Consider the following 13,957-nt stretch of genomic DNA (forward strand, 5'->3'; position numbering starts at 1 on the left):
CCAAAGCGGGAATTGATATGCGCACTTAAATTATTCAATTAAACTGTTTAAGTGTGCGGGGGCTAAGCGGGAAGCATGCATCGGACCGCCAAGGGAGGCAAAGTGGCTCAGAAAGTCAAACTGTCAACGATCGCCGAAACGCTGGGTCTGTCGACGGCGACCATTTCGCTCGCCTTGCGCGACAGTCCGCTGGTGGCGACTGATACGCGCGAGAAGATCAAGGAACAGGCAAGGGCGCTGGGCTATATCTACAACCGCCGCGCCGCCAGTCTCCGCACATCCCGCTCGGGCATCATCGGCGTCGTCGTGCACGACATCATGAACCCGTTCTACGGCGAAATCCTGAAAGCCATCGAGAGCGAACTCGATCGCAGCCGGCACACCTTCATCCTGTCCAACCACTACGATTCGGTGGAGAAGCAGCGAACCTTCATCGAGACGTTGCTGCAGCTCGGCGGCGACGGCGTCATCATGTCGCCGGCGATCGGCACCCCGGTCGAGGACATCAAGCTCGCCGAAGACAACAACATGCCGGCGATCCTGATCGCCCGCCAGATGGACGGGCTCGACGTGCCGACCTATCGCGGCGACGACAGCTACGGTATTTCGCTGGCCACCAACCACCTGATCGGGCTCGGGCACCGGACGATCGCCATGATCGGCGGTACGGACCAGACATCGACCGGCCGCGACCGCTACCAGGGCTATGTCAACGCGCTGCGCAAGGCGGGCATCGAGGTGGATCCCGAACTGCGCATTCCGGGGCCCCGCACCAAGCAGGGCGGTTTCGAGGCGGCCGTGCATTTTCTCTCGCTGCCGCAGAAACCGACCGCCGCGGTGTGCTGGAACGACTTGGTCGCCATCGGCCTGATGAACGGCATTGCCCGCGCCGGGCTGGTGCCGGGCCAGGACATTTCGGTCACCGGCTATGACGATCTGGAGGAAGCCTCGATCGCCACGCCGGCGCTCACCACGGTCTGGAACGGCCAGGCGGAAGTCGGGCGGCTTGCCGCCCGCGCGCTGCTCGACAAGCTGGCCGGTAGCCACGAGCCGGACGGCATTCACCTGATCAAGCCGGAAATGCGCATTCGCCAGTCCACCGGCCCGATCCACCGCCGCTAACAACCACGGGGCGCCCATGCCGAACGCGCGTGTCACCATTCTTGTGCCGGGTCGCATCAATCCGCGGGTCGTCGAAAGGCTCTCCGAACATTTCGAGATCCGTGCCGTGCCGCATGGCAAGGAGCTGGAGATTGCCAAGGCAGACGCCGAGGCGGTCCGCGGCGTTGCGGTCTCCGGTGCGCTGCCGGCGAGCTGGATCGAGGCGCTGCCCAATCTGGAGATGATCGCCAGTTTCGGCGTCGGCTATGATGGGGTCGATGTCGCGGCCGCAACGCGGCGCGGCGTCATCGTCTCCAATACGCCGGACGTTCTCAACGACGAGGTCGCCGACACCGCGGTGGCGCTACTGATCAACACGGTGCGGCAATTGCCGCAGGCCGAAACCTGGCTGCGGCAGGGCCGTTGGCCGGGCGAGGGGCCGTATCCGCTCTCGCCGCTCTCGTTGAAGGGGCGGCATGTCGGCATCCATGGCCTCGGGCGGATCGGCATGGAGATCGCGCAGCGGCTCGAGCCCTTCAAGGTGAAGATCAGCTATCATACGCGCCGCCCGCGCACCGATGTCGGCTATGGCCATTATGCGAGCCTGCTCGAACTCGCCGAAGCGGTCGACACGCTGATCTCCATCGTTCCGAAGACGCCGGAGACGGTGAGGTCGATCAATGCGGATGTGCTGAAGGCGCTGGGGCCTAACGGCGTGCTGATCAATGTCGGCCGCGGCACGACGGTCGACGAGGCGGTCTTGATCGCAGCGCTCAAGGATGGGACGATCGCTGCCGCCGGTCTCGACGTGTTCGAGAACGAGCCGCAGGTGCCGCAGGCGCTGATCGACCTGCCCAACGTCTCGCTGCTGCCCCACGTGGCATCGGCCTCGGTGCCGACGCGCAACGCCATGGCCGATCTCGTGGCCGACAATCTGATTGCCTGGTTCAAGACGGGACGGGCATTGACGCCGGTCCCGGAAACGCCTCGGAAGCCCTGAGGCGCCGCGAACGACGGCCGACGTTTACGCCTTCGTTTTGACGTAGGCGCGCACGGCGTCGCCGAAAGCCTCGAACAGGGCGCGCGACGGGCGGTCTGTTTCCGCCCAGTATTCCGGATGCCACTGCACGCCGATGGCAAAGCCCTTGGCGTCGATCACCGAGACGGCCTCGATGGTGCCGTCATCGGCGACCGCCTCGACCTGGAGGCCCGGAGCCGTCTTGGAAATCGCCTGGCGGTGCAGCGAATTGACCGGGATCGAGCCGGCGCCGAGATAGCGGGCGATGCACGAGCCTTCGGCGACGATCACGTCTTGACGGATGCTGTACATCACGTCGCGGTCCGGGTGCTGCGGCTTGCGGTGGTCCCAGACACCTTCCTGCTCGTGGATCTCGGTGGCCAGCGTGCCGCCGAGCGCGACATTGAGTTCCTGGATGCCGCGGCAAATCGCCAGCAGCGGGATGCCGCGTTCGAGCGCGCGCCGGATCAGCGGCAGGGTGGTGGCATCGCGGGCCGGGTCGAAAGGTCCGTCGCTGTCGCGCGCTTCGGCGCCGTAGAGCGAGGGATGCACGTTCGTGGCCGATCCGGAGACCAGCAGGCCATCCACGCGGTCGAGCAGCGCATCGGTCTCGTTGCCGTCCTCGAAGGCCGGGATGATGAAGGACATGACGTCGGCGACCTTCAGGGCGGCCCTGACATACTGGTTCTGCGCGGCATGCCAGCTCGTGCCGTCGAATTCGCGAATATCGGCGGGAATGGCAATGATTGGTTTGGGCATCAAAGACTCCGGGGAAAGCCTACGCGGCTTTGCATTTCTTGGAGTGAGCCGGGGGCGGAAGTCAATATGCGATATGTGCGGAACGGGCGTCTTTGCCCGGTCTGTGTCTGGGATCGAAGATCTTCGCGTCCATCGCTGGCGTGGTCGACGCGCATCCGGCGGATAGCCTCTTTGCCCGTTGATCTTTGGCAATTTCGAAGGGGCCGGACTGCACGGCGAGTTCTGGGCAGATGGCGGCGGCGGGCACAGGTCGCGGGCTCTCCGGCGACACCTCCGGGAGGCTCGCGAATTGCCTAAAAAAGTAACTATTACAAGCTTCAGGCAGTCGGCGCGCCGACAAAGCAACCGAAAGGCTTTCTACGTCGAAAGAATATTGCGGCAGCGCTTGAAACGCTTTGGACAAAATGGTTATCTCGCCGGCATTGCCATCGGGAGGGGGCGCAAGGTTTCCCCTGTTTGGAGCAAACCATGATGGGAGGTCAATTCATGGATCGTCGTTCATTTATCAAAAAAGCGGGCGTGGCCGGTGCTGGAGCCGCCGCTTCCACGGTGCTGGCAGCGCCTGCCATCGCCCAGGAAAACCCCAAGATCACCTGGCGCATGACGTCTTCGTTCCCGAAGTCGCTCGACACCATCTATGGTGGCGCTGTCGACATCGCCGAACGTGTTGCGGCCGCAACTGACGGCAATTTCTCCATCCAGGTCTTTGCTGCGGGCGAAATCGTCCCCGGCCTGCAGGCTCTCGATGCGGTCGCTGCCGGCACGGTCGAAGCAGCGCACACCACCTCCTACTATTTCTGGGGCAAGGAACCGACCTTCGCTTTCGGTACCGCAATCCCCTTCGGCCTCAATGCTCGTATGCAGAACGCCTGGTTCAACCAGGGCAACGGCAACACGCTGATGAATGAATTCTATGCCACGCAGGGCGTCTACGGCCTGCCGGCCGGCAATACGGGCGTTCAGATGGGCGGCTGGTTCCGTAAGGAAATCAACACCGTCGACGACCTCAAGGGCCTGAAGATGCGCATTGCCGGTCTCGCCGGCAAGGTTCTCGAGAAGGTCGGCGTCGTGCCGCAGCAGCTCGCCGGCGGCGACATCTATCCGGCGCTCGAAAAGGGCACGATCGACGCGGCCGAATTCGTCGGTCCGTATGACGACTCCAAGCTCGGCTTCCACAAAGTCGCCAAGTACTACTACTATCCGGGCTTCTGGGAAGGTGGACCGGTCGTTCACGGCTTCTTCAACCTGGAGAAGTTCAACGGCCTGCCGAAGAGTTACCAGGCGATCCTGCAGGATGCCTGCGCTTTCGCCAACACCAACATGATGGCAAAGTACGACGCCAAGAACCCGCAGGCTCTGAAGCAGCTCGTATCGGAAGGCACGGTTCTTCGTCCGTTCAGCCAGGAGATCATGGAAGCCTGCTACCAGGCCGCCCTCGAGATCTACACCGAGCTGTCGGCGCAGAGCCCGTTCTTCAAGAAGGTCTACGACGACCAGCTGGCCTTCAAGAAGGATGCCTATCTCTGGGCACAGCTCGGCGAATACACCTTCGACACGTTCATGATGATCCAGCAGCGCGCCGGCAAGCTCTAAGCTTCGACGCGACGATCCTGAGACACGGAGCCCCGGGCGCAAGCCCGGGGTTTTTTGTTACGCGTTTGCCGATGCGATGAGGTGTCGCATCGTTGGTCCCCATGAGGTCGATGCCTGATCCCGCCCGGCTGGTCGGCTCCTGCAAGATGCGGGTAACTGCCCCAGCCCGGGTTCGATGACCGATCGCACACAAAGCAGAAGCCCCAGGCATGCCCGGGGCTTCTGTCACTCTTGCGATGGGAGGCGACGCCCTTCGAGCGTCGCCGATGTTCTTACTTGATGACCGGCGGCTGGCTGAGATCGGTTGCCGGATTGGCAGGTGCGGCCGGAGCGGGTGCCGGCTGCGGGCCGCCGAGGTTGAGCGGCGGAAGGCCCATTGCCGGCGCTCCGTTGCCGTTACCGGCGCCGAGCGGCGGAAGACCGAAGTTCGGCGAGCCGTTGCCGCCGTCCGAACCCAGCGGCGGCAGAGACATGCCGCCGCCCTGGCCGAAGCCGGGGATCTGAATGTTCACGTCGGCCGGGTCGATGGTCGGCGCATCGCCCTTGTAGCGCATGACGAGGCCGGGGAAGGCGATCACCACCATGATCATGATGAACTGGATGATGATGTACGGCAGGACACCCTTGTAGATGTCCAGCGTCTTCATGCCGTCCATCATCTTGCCGGTCACCTCGTCCTTCCACCGTCCGGCCGGGGCGATCGAGCGCAGGTAGAACAGAGAAAAACCGAAGGGCGGGGTGAGGAACGAGGTCTGCAGGTTGATGCCGAGGATGACGCCGAACCATACCAGGTCGATGCCGAGCTTGTCGGCGACCGGGGCCAGCAACGGCACCATGATGAAGGCGATCTCGAAGAAGTCGATGAAGCAGCCGAGGATGAAGACGATGATCGTGACCACGATGAGGAAGCCGTATTCGCCGCCCGGAAGTGCGGTCAACAGTTCCTCGATCCAGACATTGCCGTTGATGCCGTAGAAGGTGAGGCCGAAGACACGGGCGCCGATCAGGATCATCATGACGAAGGCGGAGAGCTTCGTCGTGGCGTCGAGGGCGTGCTTCATGGTCGCCATCGACAGGCGGCCCTTCATTGCCGCCATGATGATCGCGCCGGCGGCTCCCATGGCGCCGCCTTCGGTCGGCGTGGCAATGCCGAGGAAGATGGTGCCGAGCACCAGGAAGATCAGCGCCAGCGGCGGGATCAGCACGATGATGACCTGCTGGGTCAGACGCGAGATGATATTGAGGTTGAACGTCCGGTTTGCCAGGGCGACGAGATAGACGGCAAAGACGCCGAAGGCGAGCGCCGAGACTTCACGCCATTCCGGGCTGGCGATGCCGGTGAACAGCACCTGTTGTCCGAGGAAGTAGAGGCCGACGCTGATGGCGACCATGACGATCAGCGAAGTGACGCCACCGCCGAGGGTCCGGGCCTCGAGCGGCAGGGCAGGGGCCCATTGCGGTTTGATCATCGTGATGGCGAAGATGTAGAGGCAGTAGGCGGCGATGATCAGCAGCGCGGGATAGAGCGCGCCGACATACATGTCGCCGACCGAGCGGCCGAGCTGGTCGGCCATGACGATCAGGACGAGGGACGGCGGGACGATCTGGGCGAGCGTGCCCGAGGCGGCGATCGTACCGGCGACCAGCGGGCGATTATAGTTGTAGCGCAGCATGATCGGCAGCGAGATCAGGCCCATCGCCATGACCGAGGCGGCGACGACGCCGGTGGTGGCGCCGAGCAGCGCACCGACCAGGATGACCGCATAGGCGAGGCCACCGCGGATCGGACCAAACAGCTGGCCGATGGTGTCGAGCAGGTCTTCCGCCATGCGCGAGCGCTCGAGGATGAGGCCCATCAGCGTGAAGAACGGGATCGACAGCAGCGTGTCGTTGTACATGATGCCGTAGATCCGGTCCGGGTGGGACTGGAGCAGCGGCCAGAAGAGCCTGATTTCTGGGGAGATGGCGGAGAGTTCAACGCCGAAGGCGAAGTAGATCAGGCCGCCGGCGGCGAGCGTGAAGGCGACCGGATAGCCGAGCAGAAGCATCAGCATCACGGTCGTGAACATGATCGGGGCGAGATTGTGTGCGATGAAATCGATCATGTCAGTGCCCCGTCACTTCGGCGGTGTCTTTTTCATCGGCCTGGTCTTCGAGATAACCGAAGATGATGGCCGCACGCTTGATGATCTCGGAAATCGCCTGGGCGCTGAGCAGCAGGAAGCCGAAGAAGACCGCGGCCTTTGCCGGCCAGACGATCAAGCCCCCGGCGCTCGAGGAGATTTCGCCGATCATGAAGGAATTGAGGAACCACGGCCAAGCGAGCCAGGTCATCAGGAAGGCGAAGGGGACGAGGAAGATGATGTGCAGGATCAGGTCGATCCAGTCGCGCGTCTTCTTACTCCAGGAGCTGGAGACGATGTCGATGCGGATGTGCTCGTTCTTCAGCAGGGCGTAGGCCGCAGCCAGCATGAACACGGTGCCGTAGAGGTACCACTGCAATTCAAGCCAGGCATTCGACGAAATGTCGAACATCTTGCGGACAACCGCGTTGCCCGCGCTGATCATGACTGCGGCGAGCAGCAGCCAGGAAACCCAGCGTCCGATCGCCCCATTGATCGCGTCGATCACCCGGGTGATTGCCAATAACATTTTCATGTTTGTCTCCCCAAATACTAAGGTCGTGCTTAGAGCATGCATAGGTGTCACGCAACGGGTGGGACCGCCGGGATTCCGGCCTTTTCACAATATCGGGGCCCGTTCCGCATAGTCTTTCGTCTAATGCATTTCGTCAATTTCGGCCTGGGAGAAACCGCGACCGTGACGCCGGTCCGAACCTTCGTCGAGGCCCTCCGACGTGTGTCATTTCGGGGCAGGAAAGCCATAGGGGTTTCACCGATCTTTACTCGATTAGCAATCCCGAATTGCCTTCCGTCCAGGAATGAGGCAACGATCACGCATGGCCCGGCGCCCCTTGCCGCGAGACCAGTCGCGACCGCGTGGCAGGCGATGGTCGACTTTGGATTTTCCGGCGTCCTTGGCAATCGATTTTTAAATCGTTTTGCTTAGGTTGCGAGGATAAGGAGGCCGACGGATGAAGGCTCAAAGCACGAAAGCTGTGCCGACGGACGTTTACCTGTCCTTCGTCAGCTCGCTGTTCGGCAACAGGCAGACTCTGTTCACCGGCATGCTGGTCCATGTCCTGACCTATGTCGCGGTCTACCAGAAGTCGGGTTCGGTCTTCTATCTCTGGCTGATCGCGGTCTTCTCGCTGATTTGCCTTTTCCGCATCTATTGGTTCCTGCGGTTCGATCAGATCGACAAGGCGGCCCTTCGCCGCGAGGAGATCGGCGACTGGGAGCGCATCTATCTCTATGGCGGCGTGGCGACGACGACGGTGCTGGGCGTGGGCAGCGGCTATGCCATCGCCGTCATCCAGGATCCCTTCGCCGAGCTTGCCTGCATCGCCGTCACGATGGCGTCGATGGTGTCCGTCGTCGGGCGCAATTTCGGCTCGCGGCTGGCGGTCAACCTGCAGACGGCGACGGCGAGCCTGCCGATCATGATCGGCTGCCTGATGGTCGGCGACGTGCACATGGTCATCCTGTCGATCATGCTGCTGCCGTTCATGCTGACCACGCGCAAGATGGCGAACGGCGTCCGCGAGTTCCTCTACAAGAACGTCATCGTCGCGCGCGAGAACGTGCTGATCGCCGAGACCTTCGACACCGCGCTCAACAACATGACGCACGGCCTGCTCATGCTCGACACGCAGAACCGCATCGAGGTGATCAACCGCAAGGCCTGCGAACTGCTCAATCTCGGCGACCGCTATCGTCTGAAGAACTGCGACCTCGACGTGGTGCTGCGCTATGGCGTGCGCCACACCTTCGTCGACGGTTCGATGCCGAGCCTGATCCAGCGCCAGCTCGCACAATTGATGGACGGTACCATCTCTCGGGCCATCATGCAGTTTTCCGAGGATCTCGTGCTGGAATTCTCCGCCAGCCGTCGCCCCGAAGGCGGCGTCGTGCTGATCTTCGAGGACGTGACCGCGCGCGTCCGCGCCGACCGCAAGATCCTGCACATGGTGCGGTTCGATTCCCTGACCGGCCTGCCGCAGCGCGGCTATTTCGCCGACCTCGTCAAGGACCAGATCGCGGCGCGCAAGAAGAGCGGCGAGGTCGCTTTCATGGTCCTCGACGTCGACGAGTTCAAGCACGTCAACGACATGAAGGGCCATGTGACCGGCGACCGGCTGCTTGCCGAGATCGCCCACCGGCTGTTGAAGGTTGCCGCGGGGGAGGCGATCGTCGGCCACCTCGTCGGCGACCAGTTCGTGCTGTTCTTCCCCAATGTCGAGGAGCGGCCGGATCTCGAGCAGCGCATGCGTGCCATCCATGCCGCCATTGCTGGGCAATACGACGTCGACGGCACCAGCTTCGCCGTGACTTTCTGCGCCGGAGCGGTGCTGATCGAAAGCGCCGAGCTGCGCATGGAGGAATGGCAGATCAAGGCCGATCTGGCCGTGTTCGAATCGAAGTCGCGCGGCAAGGGCAATCTCACGGTCTTCGCCCAGGAAATGGACGCACGCTATATCGAACGGCAGCGGCTGAAGACCGACCTGAAGACCGCTGTGGAGAACGACGCGCTGCAGGTCGTCTATCAGCCGATGTTCGTGCTCGACGGATCGCGGATTTCCTGCTGCGAGGCGCTGTCGCGCTGGACGCATCCGGAGAAGGGCTCGATCCCGCCGAACATCTTCATCCAGATCGCCGAAGAAATGGGGATCGTCACCGACGTTACCCGATTCATGATCCGCACGGCCTGCCGCGATTGTGTGACATGGCCGGAGTCGATCAGCGTCTCCGTCAACCTGTCGGTGCTGGATCTGCGCAATGACGACATCGTCAAGACCGTTCTCGATGCGCTCGCCGAGTCCGGCCTCGATCCGAAGCGGCTGCATCTCGAGGTCACCGAGTCGAGCCTGATCGAGGAACTTGCAGCCGTCCGCGTCATCCTCGAGGAATTGCGCAAGCACGGCATCACCATCGCCATCGACGACTTCGGTACCGGTTTCTCCAGCCTCAGCTATCTCGACTCGCTGCCGGTCGACCAGGTCAAGATCGACCGTTCCTTCGTGCGCAATATCGGCGAGGATGCCAAGCGGCTGAAGCTCCTGCGCGGCATCGTCACGCTGTCGCGCCAGCTCGATCTCGGCATCATCGTCGAAGGGGTGGAGACCCAGGAGCAACTCGCTCTGCTGGCCAAATTTAACCTGGCCGACCTTATCCAGGGCTACGTTTATTCCATGCCGATCGCCTCGGGCGCCATCGCCGATCTGGCTGAGCGGGCGGAAAAGAAGCTGGTTCCGGTCGGCGCCGCGAACGTCGCCTGACGTCCCACCAAGTCGTCATCTCGAAAATCCCCTGCATCTAGAGGGTACGATTTCCGTCGCAACCTGCGGTTAACCATGTTTTCTAACCATTTGTTAACCTTAACGAACGGTAAATGGTCACAGTACAAGATTTCGTAACTGCGCAACCCCTCGTGGATTGCTAGTGTTGGTTAACGAAACGTAAACCGCGAGAAATCGGATGAACCTCCACACGTCGGCCACTGAGAGCTTCTCGGCAAGGCTCATGGAAATCCTCGACCATGTCGAGTACCGGAGGGTCGAGAGCAGCGAGGACATGGAGGAGGTGGCGCGCATACGCTACAAGGCCTACAAGATGGCCGACATCCTGCCGCTCAGCGGAACGCAGCTGATCGACGACGTCGACTTCGACCCGCAGGCCTATGTGTTCGGCGTCTATTACGATGAGCAGCTCATCAGCACGGTCCGGATGCACCATGTCACGCCGGACCACCGGGTGAGCTCGTCGCGGGACATCTTCCCGGCGGAGATCGACGCCTTCCTCGATGCCGGCATGTCCCTGATTGATCCAGTGCGCTTTGCCGCCGATCCGGCGATCATGAAGGAAATGCCGGCCATTCCTTACCTCACCTTGCGGATCGCCATCATGGCGGCGGCCTATTTCGACACAGACCGCGTACTCCAGCTCGTCAGCCCGCAGCACGCCGCCTTCTACAAGCGCGTCTTCTACGCCCAGACGATCGTCCCGCCGACCAGGAACTGTGGCAAATACAACATCGACCTGACCCTGATGGCGACCGATACGAAGGATGTCGGGCGCAAGCTGCTGACCCGTTTCCCCTTCTTCATCTCCTCGCCCAGCGAGCGGCGCATGATGTTTGCGCGCGGGGAAGTGAGCACGCTGCCGCCGCTCACCATCCTGCCGACCGCTCGCTACATGCCGGAGGGGGATCTCGGAGTGGATCTGCCGCTCTGATCCATTGCGCTTCGCGGCCGCTTTGTGTAAGGCGGAAATGGGGGAGGCGTCTTCGACGCAACTCGGCACCTGGCGAAATACAAGTGGGCGGCCTGCCATAGACGTGATGCGGTGGGTCCAAGCGGAGACAGATCATGAGCGAACACCACAGCGGTCCGGTCGAAACCGGTGCTTCGATGAACTACAACGAGCATGAAAAGACCTATGATCTCTTCATTGCCGCAACCAAGTACAGCACCGTTTTCCTCGTCGCTCTGCTGATCGCCATGGCGGCCGGCATCCTCGGCGGCGCCGGCTTCTTCGGTGGCCTGATCGTTCTCGTCGTGCTGACGGCCGCCGGCGTCTTCATGATGCGCTGATCGCCAGGCGGCAGGGGAAGGGCGCAAGCATGTTCGCCGCCGCATCCGATCCGTTTCTCTTTCGACTGGCCGTGTTCGTTCTGGCGGTGTGCACCGGCTGGTATGCTGTGTCGCGCAGCTTGCGGGGCCATCGCCAGTCCTTCGTGCTGATCGCGGGGCTCGTTGCCGGCGTGATCTTGAGCGGGGCGATCCAGTCCGTCGCCATGCTGCCGGCCGGCGAGGCGCGCAGTCTCTCCTTTGCCGCCTTGCTCTTGGCCTCGGCCGGCGTCGTCGCCGGCCTTCTGATCGCCCGCCGGCGGATTTCCGCCGTGACGCGCCACGATCCGTAAGGCCGGCCATGCAAGGTCTGTCCGTCATCGGCGATCTCGGCGCTATCGTGCTTCTCGTGCTCTCTGCCGTGCGTGGCGCCAAGGGGCATCCGCTGCACGCGATCGTCCCGCCTTTGGCCTGCGGCCTGGGCTTTGCGGCGCTGGCCGCGATCCTCGCCGCCCAGCCGTCCTTCGGCAACCTGCTGCTTGTCGTGCTCGCGCTCGGCGTCGGCGGCACCCTGGGGGCGGTAGCCGCGACCGGCGTGTCGGTCGCGCGCATCCCGCTGGTGCTCACCGGATTTCTGGTTCTCTACGGCCTCGTGGCGCTTCTTCTCTCTTCCGCTGTGACCGACACCGGCGCCGCGTTCTGGCATGCCCGCATGGCGCCGGGTGACGTCGAGCGCAGGGCGGCGACGATGATCGCTGCGATCGCCGGCTCGCTGGTGCTGGGCGGTGGAGGCGTACTGTTCCTGCAGCGGCTGCGGCCGGCGCGCGAATTGCGGCGCTCGTCGCGGTCGATGCGCTATCCGCAGCTCGGTTTCGCAGCGGCAAGCGTGCTGATGGCCGGCGTGTTCGTTGTGGTGAACCTCCCACTGGCATTCTGGCTGAGCACCTCGGCGGCGATGCTTGCCGGTGCGGCTGTCGTCCTGCCGTTGAATGAGAACGCGCGCTGGCCGCTGTCGGTGCTCTTGACTGCACTCTGTGGCTTTGCCACCGCCGCGATCGGCTTTGCCCTTGCCAGCCTGCTGCTGATCATTGCCGGAGGGCTGGTGGGTGCGTCCATGGCAGCGGTGTTCTCGGGCTTGTGCCGGGAGGCGAGAAAGCGGCCTTTCGGGCTACTCTTCGGATCGCGGGACTGACGGCATATACGGTTCCGAACCCTTGGCCCGGCAGGCAGCAAAAAGCCGGCGGGTGGCCGGCTTTCCATTTCCTATGAACTGGGTTTGGGGGCCCGATCAGGCTCCGCCGCCACGCGTGCGGGCGAGGCCCTGCTGCGCCGGCAGATATTTCGAATCGAGGCCCAGGGCGTGTGCGTACGACTTCGCTGCACGCGCCTTGTCGCCGCGACGCTCATAGATCAGCGCCTGGTTGGCCCAGGACTCGGCGATCTTGCCGTTGAGTTCGATGGCGTGGTTGAAGTCGGCGAAGGCGTTCTCGTCGTCGTTCAGGGCGACGTAGGAAACGCCGCGGCCATTGTAGGGTTCGGGCGCGCTCGGCGACAGCGAGATGGCCTTCGAGAAATCATCGATCGCCTTGTCGTGCTGGCCGCGCAGCTGGTAGATCAGGCCCCGATTGTGATAGGCGCGGCCATCGGTCGTGTCGAGCTGGATGGCGCGGTTGAAATCGCCGAAAGCCTCGTCGATGCGGCCGGCCTGGCGATAGATGTTACCGCGGCCGATATAGGCGACGTCGTAGTTGGCGTTCAGGCGGAGTGCGGCGTTGTAATCCTTGGCGGCCTCGACCGGCTTGCCCATGTTGCGGTAGACGAGCGCGCGGTTGGCATAGGCTTGGTAGAAATTCGGATTGAGCTGCAGGGCGGTGTTGAAATCGTCCAATGCCTTGTTGAACTGGCCGGCCCGGCCGTAGGCAGAGCCGCGGACATTGTAGCCTTCCGGATCCCGCGGGTTGGCGGCGATGACCGACGACAGCGACGCGATGTTCTCTTCCGATCCCTGTTCCCTGTCGATGCGGATCGTGTCCGAGGTCTCGATCGACTGGCAACCGGCGAGGCCGACGAGCGCGGCGAACGCGACCATACCGGCGAGGCGGCGGGTGCCAGCGATGGAAATCCTGGATGTCTGGAAGAACGTATGATCAATCATGGCGGGCCAATTGTCCGGCGGTCTGGCCGCCGCCGAGAGACCGAACGGCAGCGATTTTGGGTGCATAGGAAAAGAGCGGCGGCGAAACGATCGCCCCCGCCCTTAGAACATCGGAAAACGTCGAAAAAACGACAGATCAGCGCGCGACGCGTGCCGGGGCAGCGATCAGGCCTTCGCGCTGCATACGCTTGCGAGCGAGCTTGCGAACGCGGCGAACCGCTTCGGCCTTTTCGCGTGCGCGCTTCTGCGACGGCTTTTCATAATAGTCGCGCATCTTCATTTCGCGGAAGATGCCTTCGCGCTGCATCTTCTTCTTGAGCGCGCGGAGCGCCTGGTCAACGTTGTTGTCGCGGACTAGTACCTGCACGTTTATCCCGTTCCTTTGGTTTTGTGTTGCAACTCCGCTAAAGTCAGGCCGTCAGCGGAATAAAGGCAATGCTTTCGCGTGGCCCCAGGCCCTGCGATTAGGGAGGCCAGATAACAGATTGCCTCCACGAAGTCCATATAGCGCAGGCGCTTGAGGCAAGAATTTTCGTCCGCAGCTGCGGCCAGAGGCGTCGTGTCGAAAGACGGATGCCGGGACGTCGCAAAAGGGCGGTCGTGACGCATATGGATCTGTCACTGGTCTTAGCCTATCCAATTG

The 13,957-nt window shown here is 62.7% G+C and carries 13 protein-coding genes; 8 read left to right on the forward strand and 5 right to left on the reverse strand.

The window, feature by feature from the left end:
- Window positions 1-102 precede the first annotated feature (102 nt).
- Together AC07Y0_RS02205 and AC07Y0_RS02210 are read left to right on the forward strand one after the other, a co-directional pair.
- Window positions 103-1,122, forward strand: a complete 1,020-nt coding sequence (locus tag AC07Y0_RS02205) for a LacI family DNA-binding transcriptional regulator (RefSeq protein WP_498674118.1) — start codon at window positions 103-105, stop codon at window positions 1,120-1,122.
- Between the two features lie 16 nt (window positions 1,123-1,138).
- Entirely contained in the window at window positions 1,139-2,101 is a 963-nt protein-coding gene (locus AC07Y0_RS02210) for a 2-hydroxyacid dehydrogenase (RefSeq protein ID WP_498674119.1), read from the forward strand.
- Window positions 2,102-2,125: 24 nt separating this feature from the next.
- On the opposite strand, the gene AC07Y0_RS02215 is transcribed toward AC07Y0_RS02210, so the two are convergent.
- Window positions 2,126-2,878: a gamma-glutamyl-gamma-aminobutyrate hydrolase family protein gene (locus AC07Y0_RS02215; RefSeq protein WP_498674120.1), complete on the reverse strand. Its 753-nt coding sequence runs from the start codon at window positions 2,876-2,878 to the stop codon at window positions 2,126-2,128.
- Window positions 2,879-3,364: 486 nt separating this feature from the next.
- On the opposite strand from AC07Y0_RS02215, the gene AC07Y0_RS02220 reads away from it, so the two are divergent.
- Window positions 3,365-4,471, forward strand: a complete 1,107-nt coding sequence (locus tag AC07Y0_RS02220) for a TRAP transporter substrate-binding protein (protein ID WP_498674123.1) — start codon at window positions 3,365-3,367, stop codon at window positions 4,469-4,471.
- Window positions 4,472-4,743: 272 nt separating this feature from the next.
- Here AC07Y0_RS02220 and AC07Y0_RS02225 read toward each other — a convergent pair whose 3' ends face one another.
- Both AC07Y0_RS02225 and AC07Y0_RS02230 read right to left on the reverse strand, forming a co-directional pair.
- The gene (locus tag AC07Y0_RS02225; RefSeq protein ID WP_498674126.1) at window positions 4,744-6,576 is read right to left on the reverse strand and encodes a TRAP transporter large permease; all 1,833 of its coding nucleotides are present in this window, start codon (window positions 6,574-6,576) and stop codon (window positions 4,744-4,746) included.
- Between the two features lies 1 nt (window position 6,577).
- Window positions 6,578-7,129 (reverse strand): TRAP transporter small permease subunit, encoded by a 552-nt coding sequence (locus AC07Y0_RS02230; RefSeq protein ID WP_498674127.1) that lies wholly within the window; start codon window positions 7,127-7,129, stop codon window positions 6,578-6,580.
- A 436-nt stretch (window positions 7,130-7,565) separates the two neighbouring features.
- Here AC07Y0_RS02230 and AC07Y0_RS02235 point away from each other — a divergent pair, with 436 nt between their 5' ends.
- From AC07Y0_RS02235 to AC07Y0_RS02255, 5 genes are all read left to right on the forward strand, one after another.
- Window positions 7,566-9,869 carry a putative bifunctional diguanylate cyclase/phosphodiesterase gene (locus AC07Y0_RS02235; RefSeq protein WP_498674129.1) on the forward strand — a complete coding sequence of 768 codons (2,304 nt, stop codon included), beginning with the start codon at window positions 7,566-7,568 and terminating at the stop codon, window positions 9,867-9,869.
- Between the two features lie 199 nt (window positions 9,870-10,068).
- Complete coding sequence (locus tag AC07Y0_RS02240) at window positions 10,069-10,824, forward strand: N-acyl amino acid synthase FeeM domain-containing protein (RefSeq protein WP_498674130.1); 756 nt, start codon at window positions 10,069-10,071, stop codon at window positions 10,822-10,824.
- A 134-nt stretch (window positions 10,825-10,958) separates the two neighbouring features.
- Window positions 10,959-11,183: an aa3-type cytochrome c oxidase subunit IV gene (locus AC07Y0_RS02245; protein WP_498674132.1), complete on the forward strand. Its 225-nt coding sequence runs from the start codon at window positions 10,959-10,961 to the stop codon at window positions 11,181-11,183.
- A 29-nt stretch (window positions 11,184-11,212) separates the two neighbouring features.
- Window positions 11,213-11,512: a proton-translocating transhydrogenase family protein gene (locus AC07Y0_RS02250; RefSeq protein ID WP_498674133.1), complete on the forward strand. Its 300-nt coding sequence runs from the start codon at window positions 11,213-11,215 to the stop codon at window positions 11,510-11,512.
- An 8-nt stretch (window positions 11,513-11,520) separates the two neighbouring features.
- A complete protein-coding gene (locus AC07Y0_RS02255) occupies window positions 11,521-12,351 on the forward strand; it encodes an NAD(P)(+) transhydrogenase (Re/Si-specific) subunit beta (RefSeq protein WP_498674135.1) in 831 nt (276 codons plus the stop codon).
- Window positions 12,352-12,447: 96 nt separating this feature from the next.
- On the opposite strand, the gene AC07Y0_RS02260 is transcribed toward AC07Y0_RS02255, so the two are convergent.
- Both AC07Y0_RS02260 and rpsU read right to left on the reverse strand, forming a co-directional pair.
- Window positions 12,448-13,248, reverse strand: coding sequence for a tetratricopeptide repeat protein (locus AC07Y0_RS02260; protein ID WP_498680161.1), 801 nt, complete (start codon window positions 13,246-13,248; stop codon window positions 12,448-12,450).
- 202 nt (window positions 13,249-13,450) lie between these two features.
- Window positions 13,451-13,681, reverse strand: coding sequence for a 30S ribosomal protein S21 (gene rpsU / locus AC07Y0_RS02265; RefSeq protein ID WP_454746975.1), 231 nt, complete (start codon window positions 13,679-13,681; stop codon window positions 13,451-13,453).
- Between the last annotated feature and the right edge of the window lie 276 nt (window positions 13,682-13,957).

This window comes from Allorhizobium sp. GW101-3B10, from assembly GCF_059424725.1.

Bases quoted from the DNA above. Each gene is read 5' to 3' on its own strand.
- AC07Y0_RS02210 (WP_498674119.1), top strand. From the start codon at position 1,139: ATGCCGAACGCGCGTGTCACCATTCTTGTGCCGGGTCGCATCAATCCG.
- AC07Y0_RS02215 (WP_498674120.1), bottom strand. From the start codon at position 2,878: ATGCCCAAACCAATCATTGCCATTCCCGCCGATATTCGCGAATTCGAC.
- AC07Y0_RS02220 (WP_498674123.1), top strand. From the start codon at position 3,365: ATGGATCGTCGTTCATTTATCAAAAAAGCGGGCGTGGCCGGTGCTGGA.
- AC07Y0_RS02225 (WP_498674126.1), bottom strand. From the start codon at position 6,576: ATGATCGATTTCATCGCACACAATCTCGCCCCGATCATGTTCACGACC.
- AC07Y0_RS02230 (WP_498674127.1), bottom strand. From the start codon at position 7,129: ATGAAAATGTTATTGGCAATCACCCGGGTGATCGACGCGATCAATGGG.
- AC07Y0_RS02235 (WP_498674129.1), top strand. From the start codon at position 7,566: ATGAAGGCTCAAAGCACGAAAGCTGTGCCGACGGACGTTTACCTGTCC.
- AC07Y0_RS02240 (WP_498674130.1), top strand. From the start codon at position 10,069: ATGAACCTCCACACGTCGGCCACTGAGAGCTTCTCGGCAAGGCTCATG.
- AC07Y0_RS02245 (WP_498674132.1), top strand. From the start codon at position 10,959: ATGAGCGAACACCACAGCGGTCCGGTCGAAACCGGTGCTTCGATGAAC.
- AC07Y0_RS02250 (WP_498674133.1), top strand. From the start codon at position 11,213: ATGTTCGCCGCCGCATCCGATCCGTTTCTCTTTCGACTGGCCGTGTTC.
- AC07Y0_RS02255 (WP_498674135.1), top strand. From the start codon at position 11,521: ATGCAAGGTCTGTCCGTCATCGGCGATCTCGGCGCTATCGTGCTTCTC.
- AC07Y0_RS02260 (WP_498680161.1), bottom strand. From the start codon at position 13,248: ATGGTCGCGTTCGCCGCGCTCGTCGGCCTCGCCGGTTGCCAGTCGATC.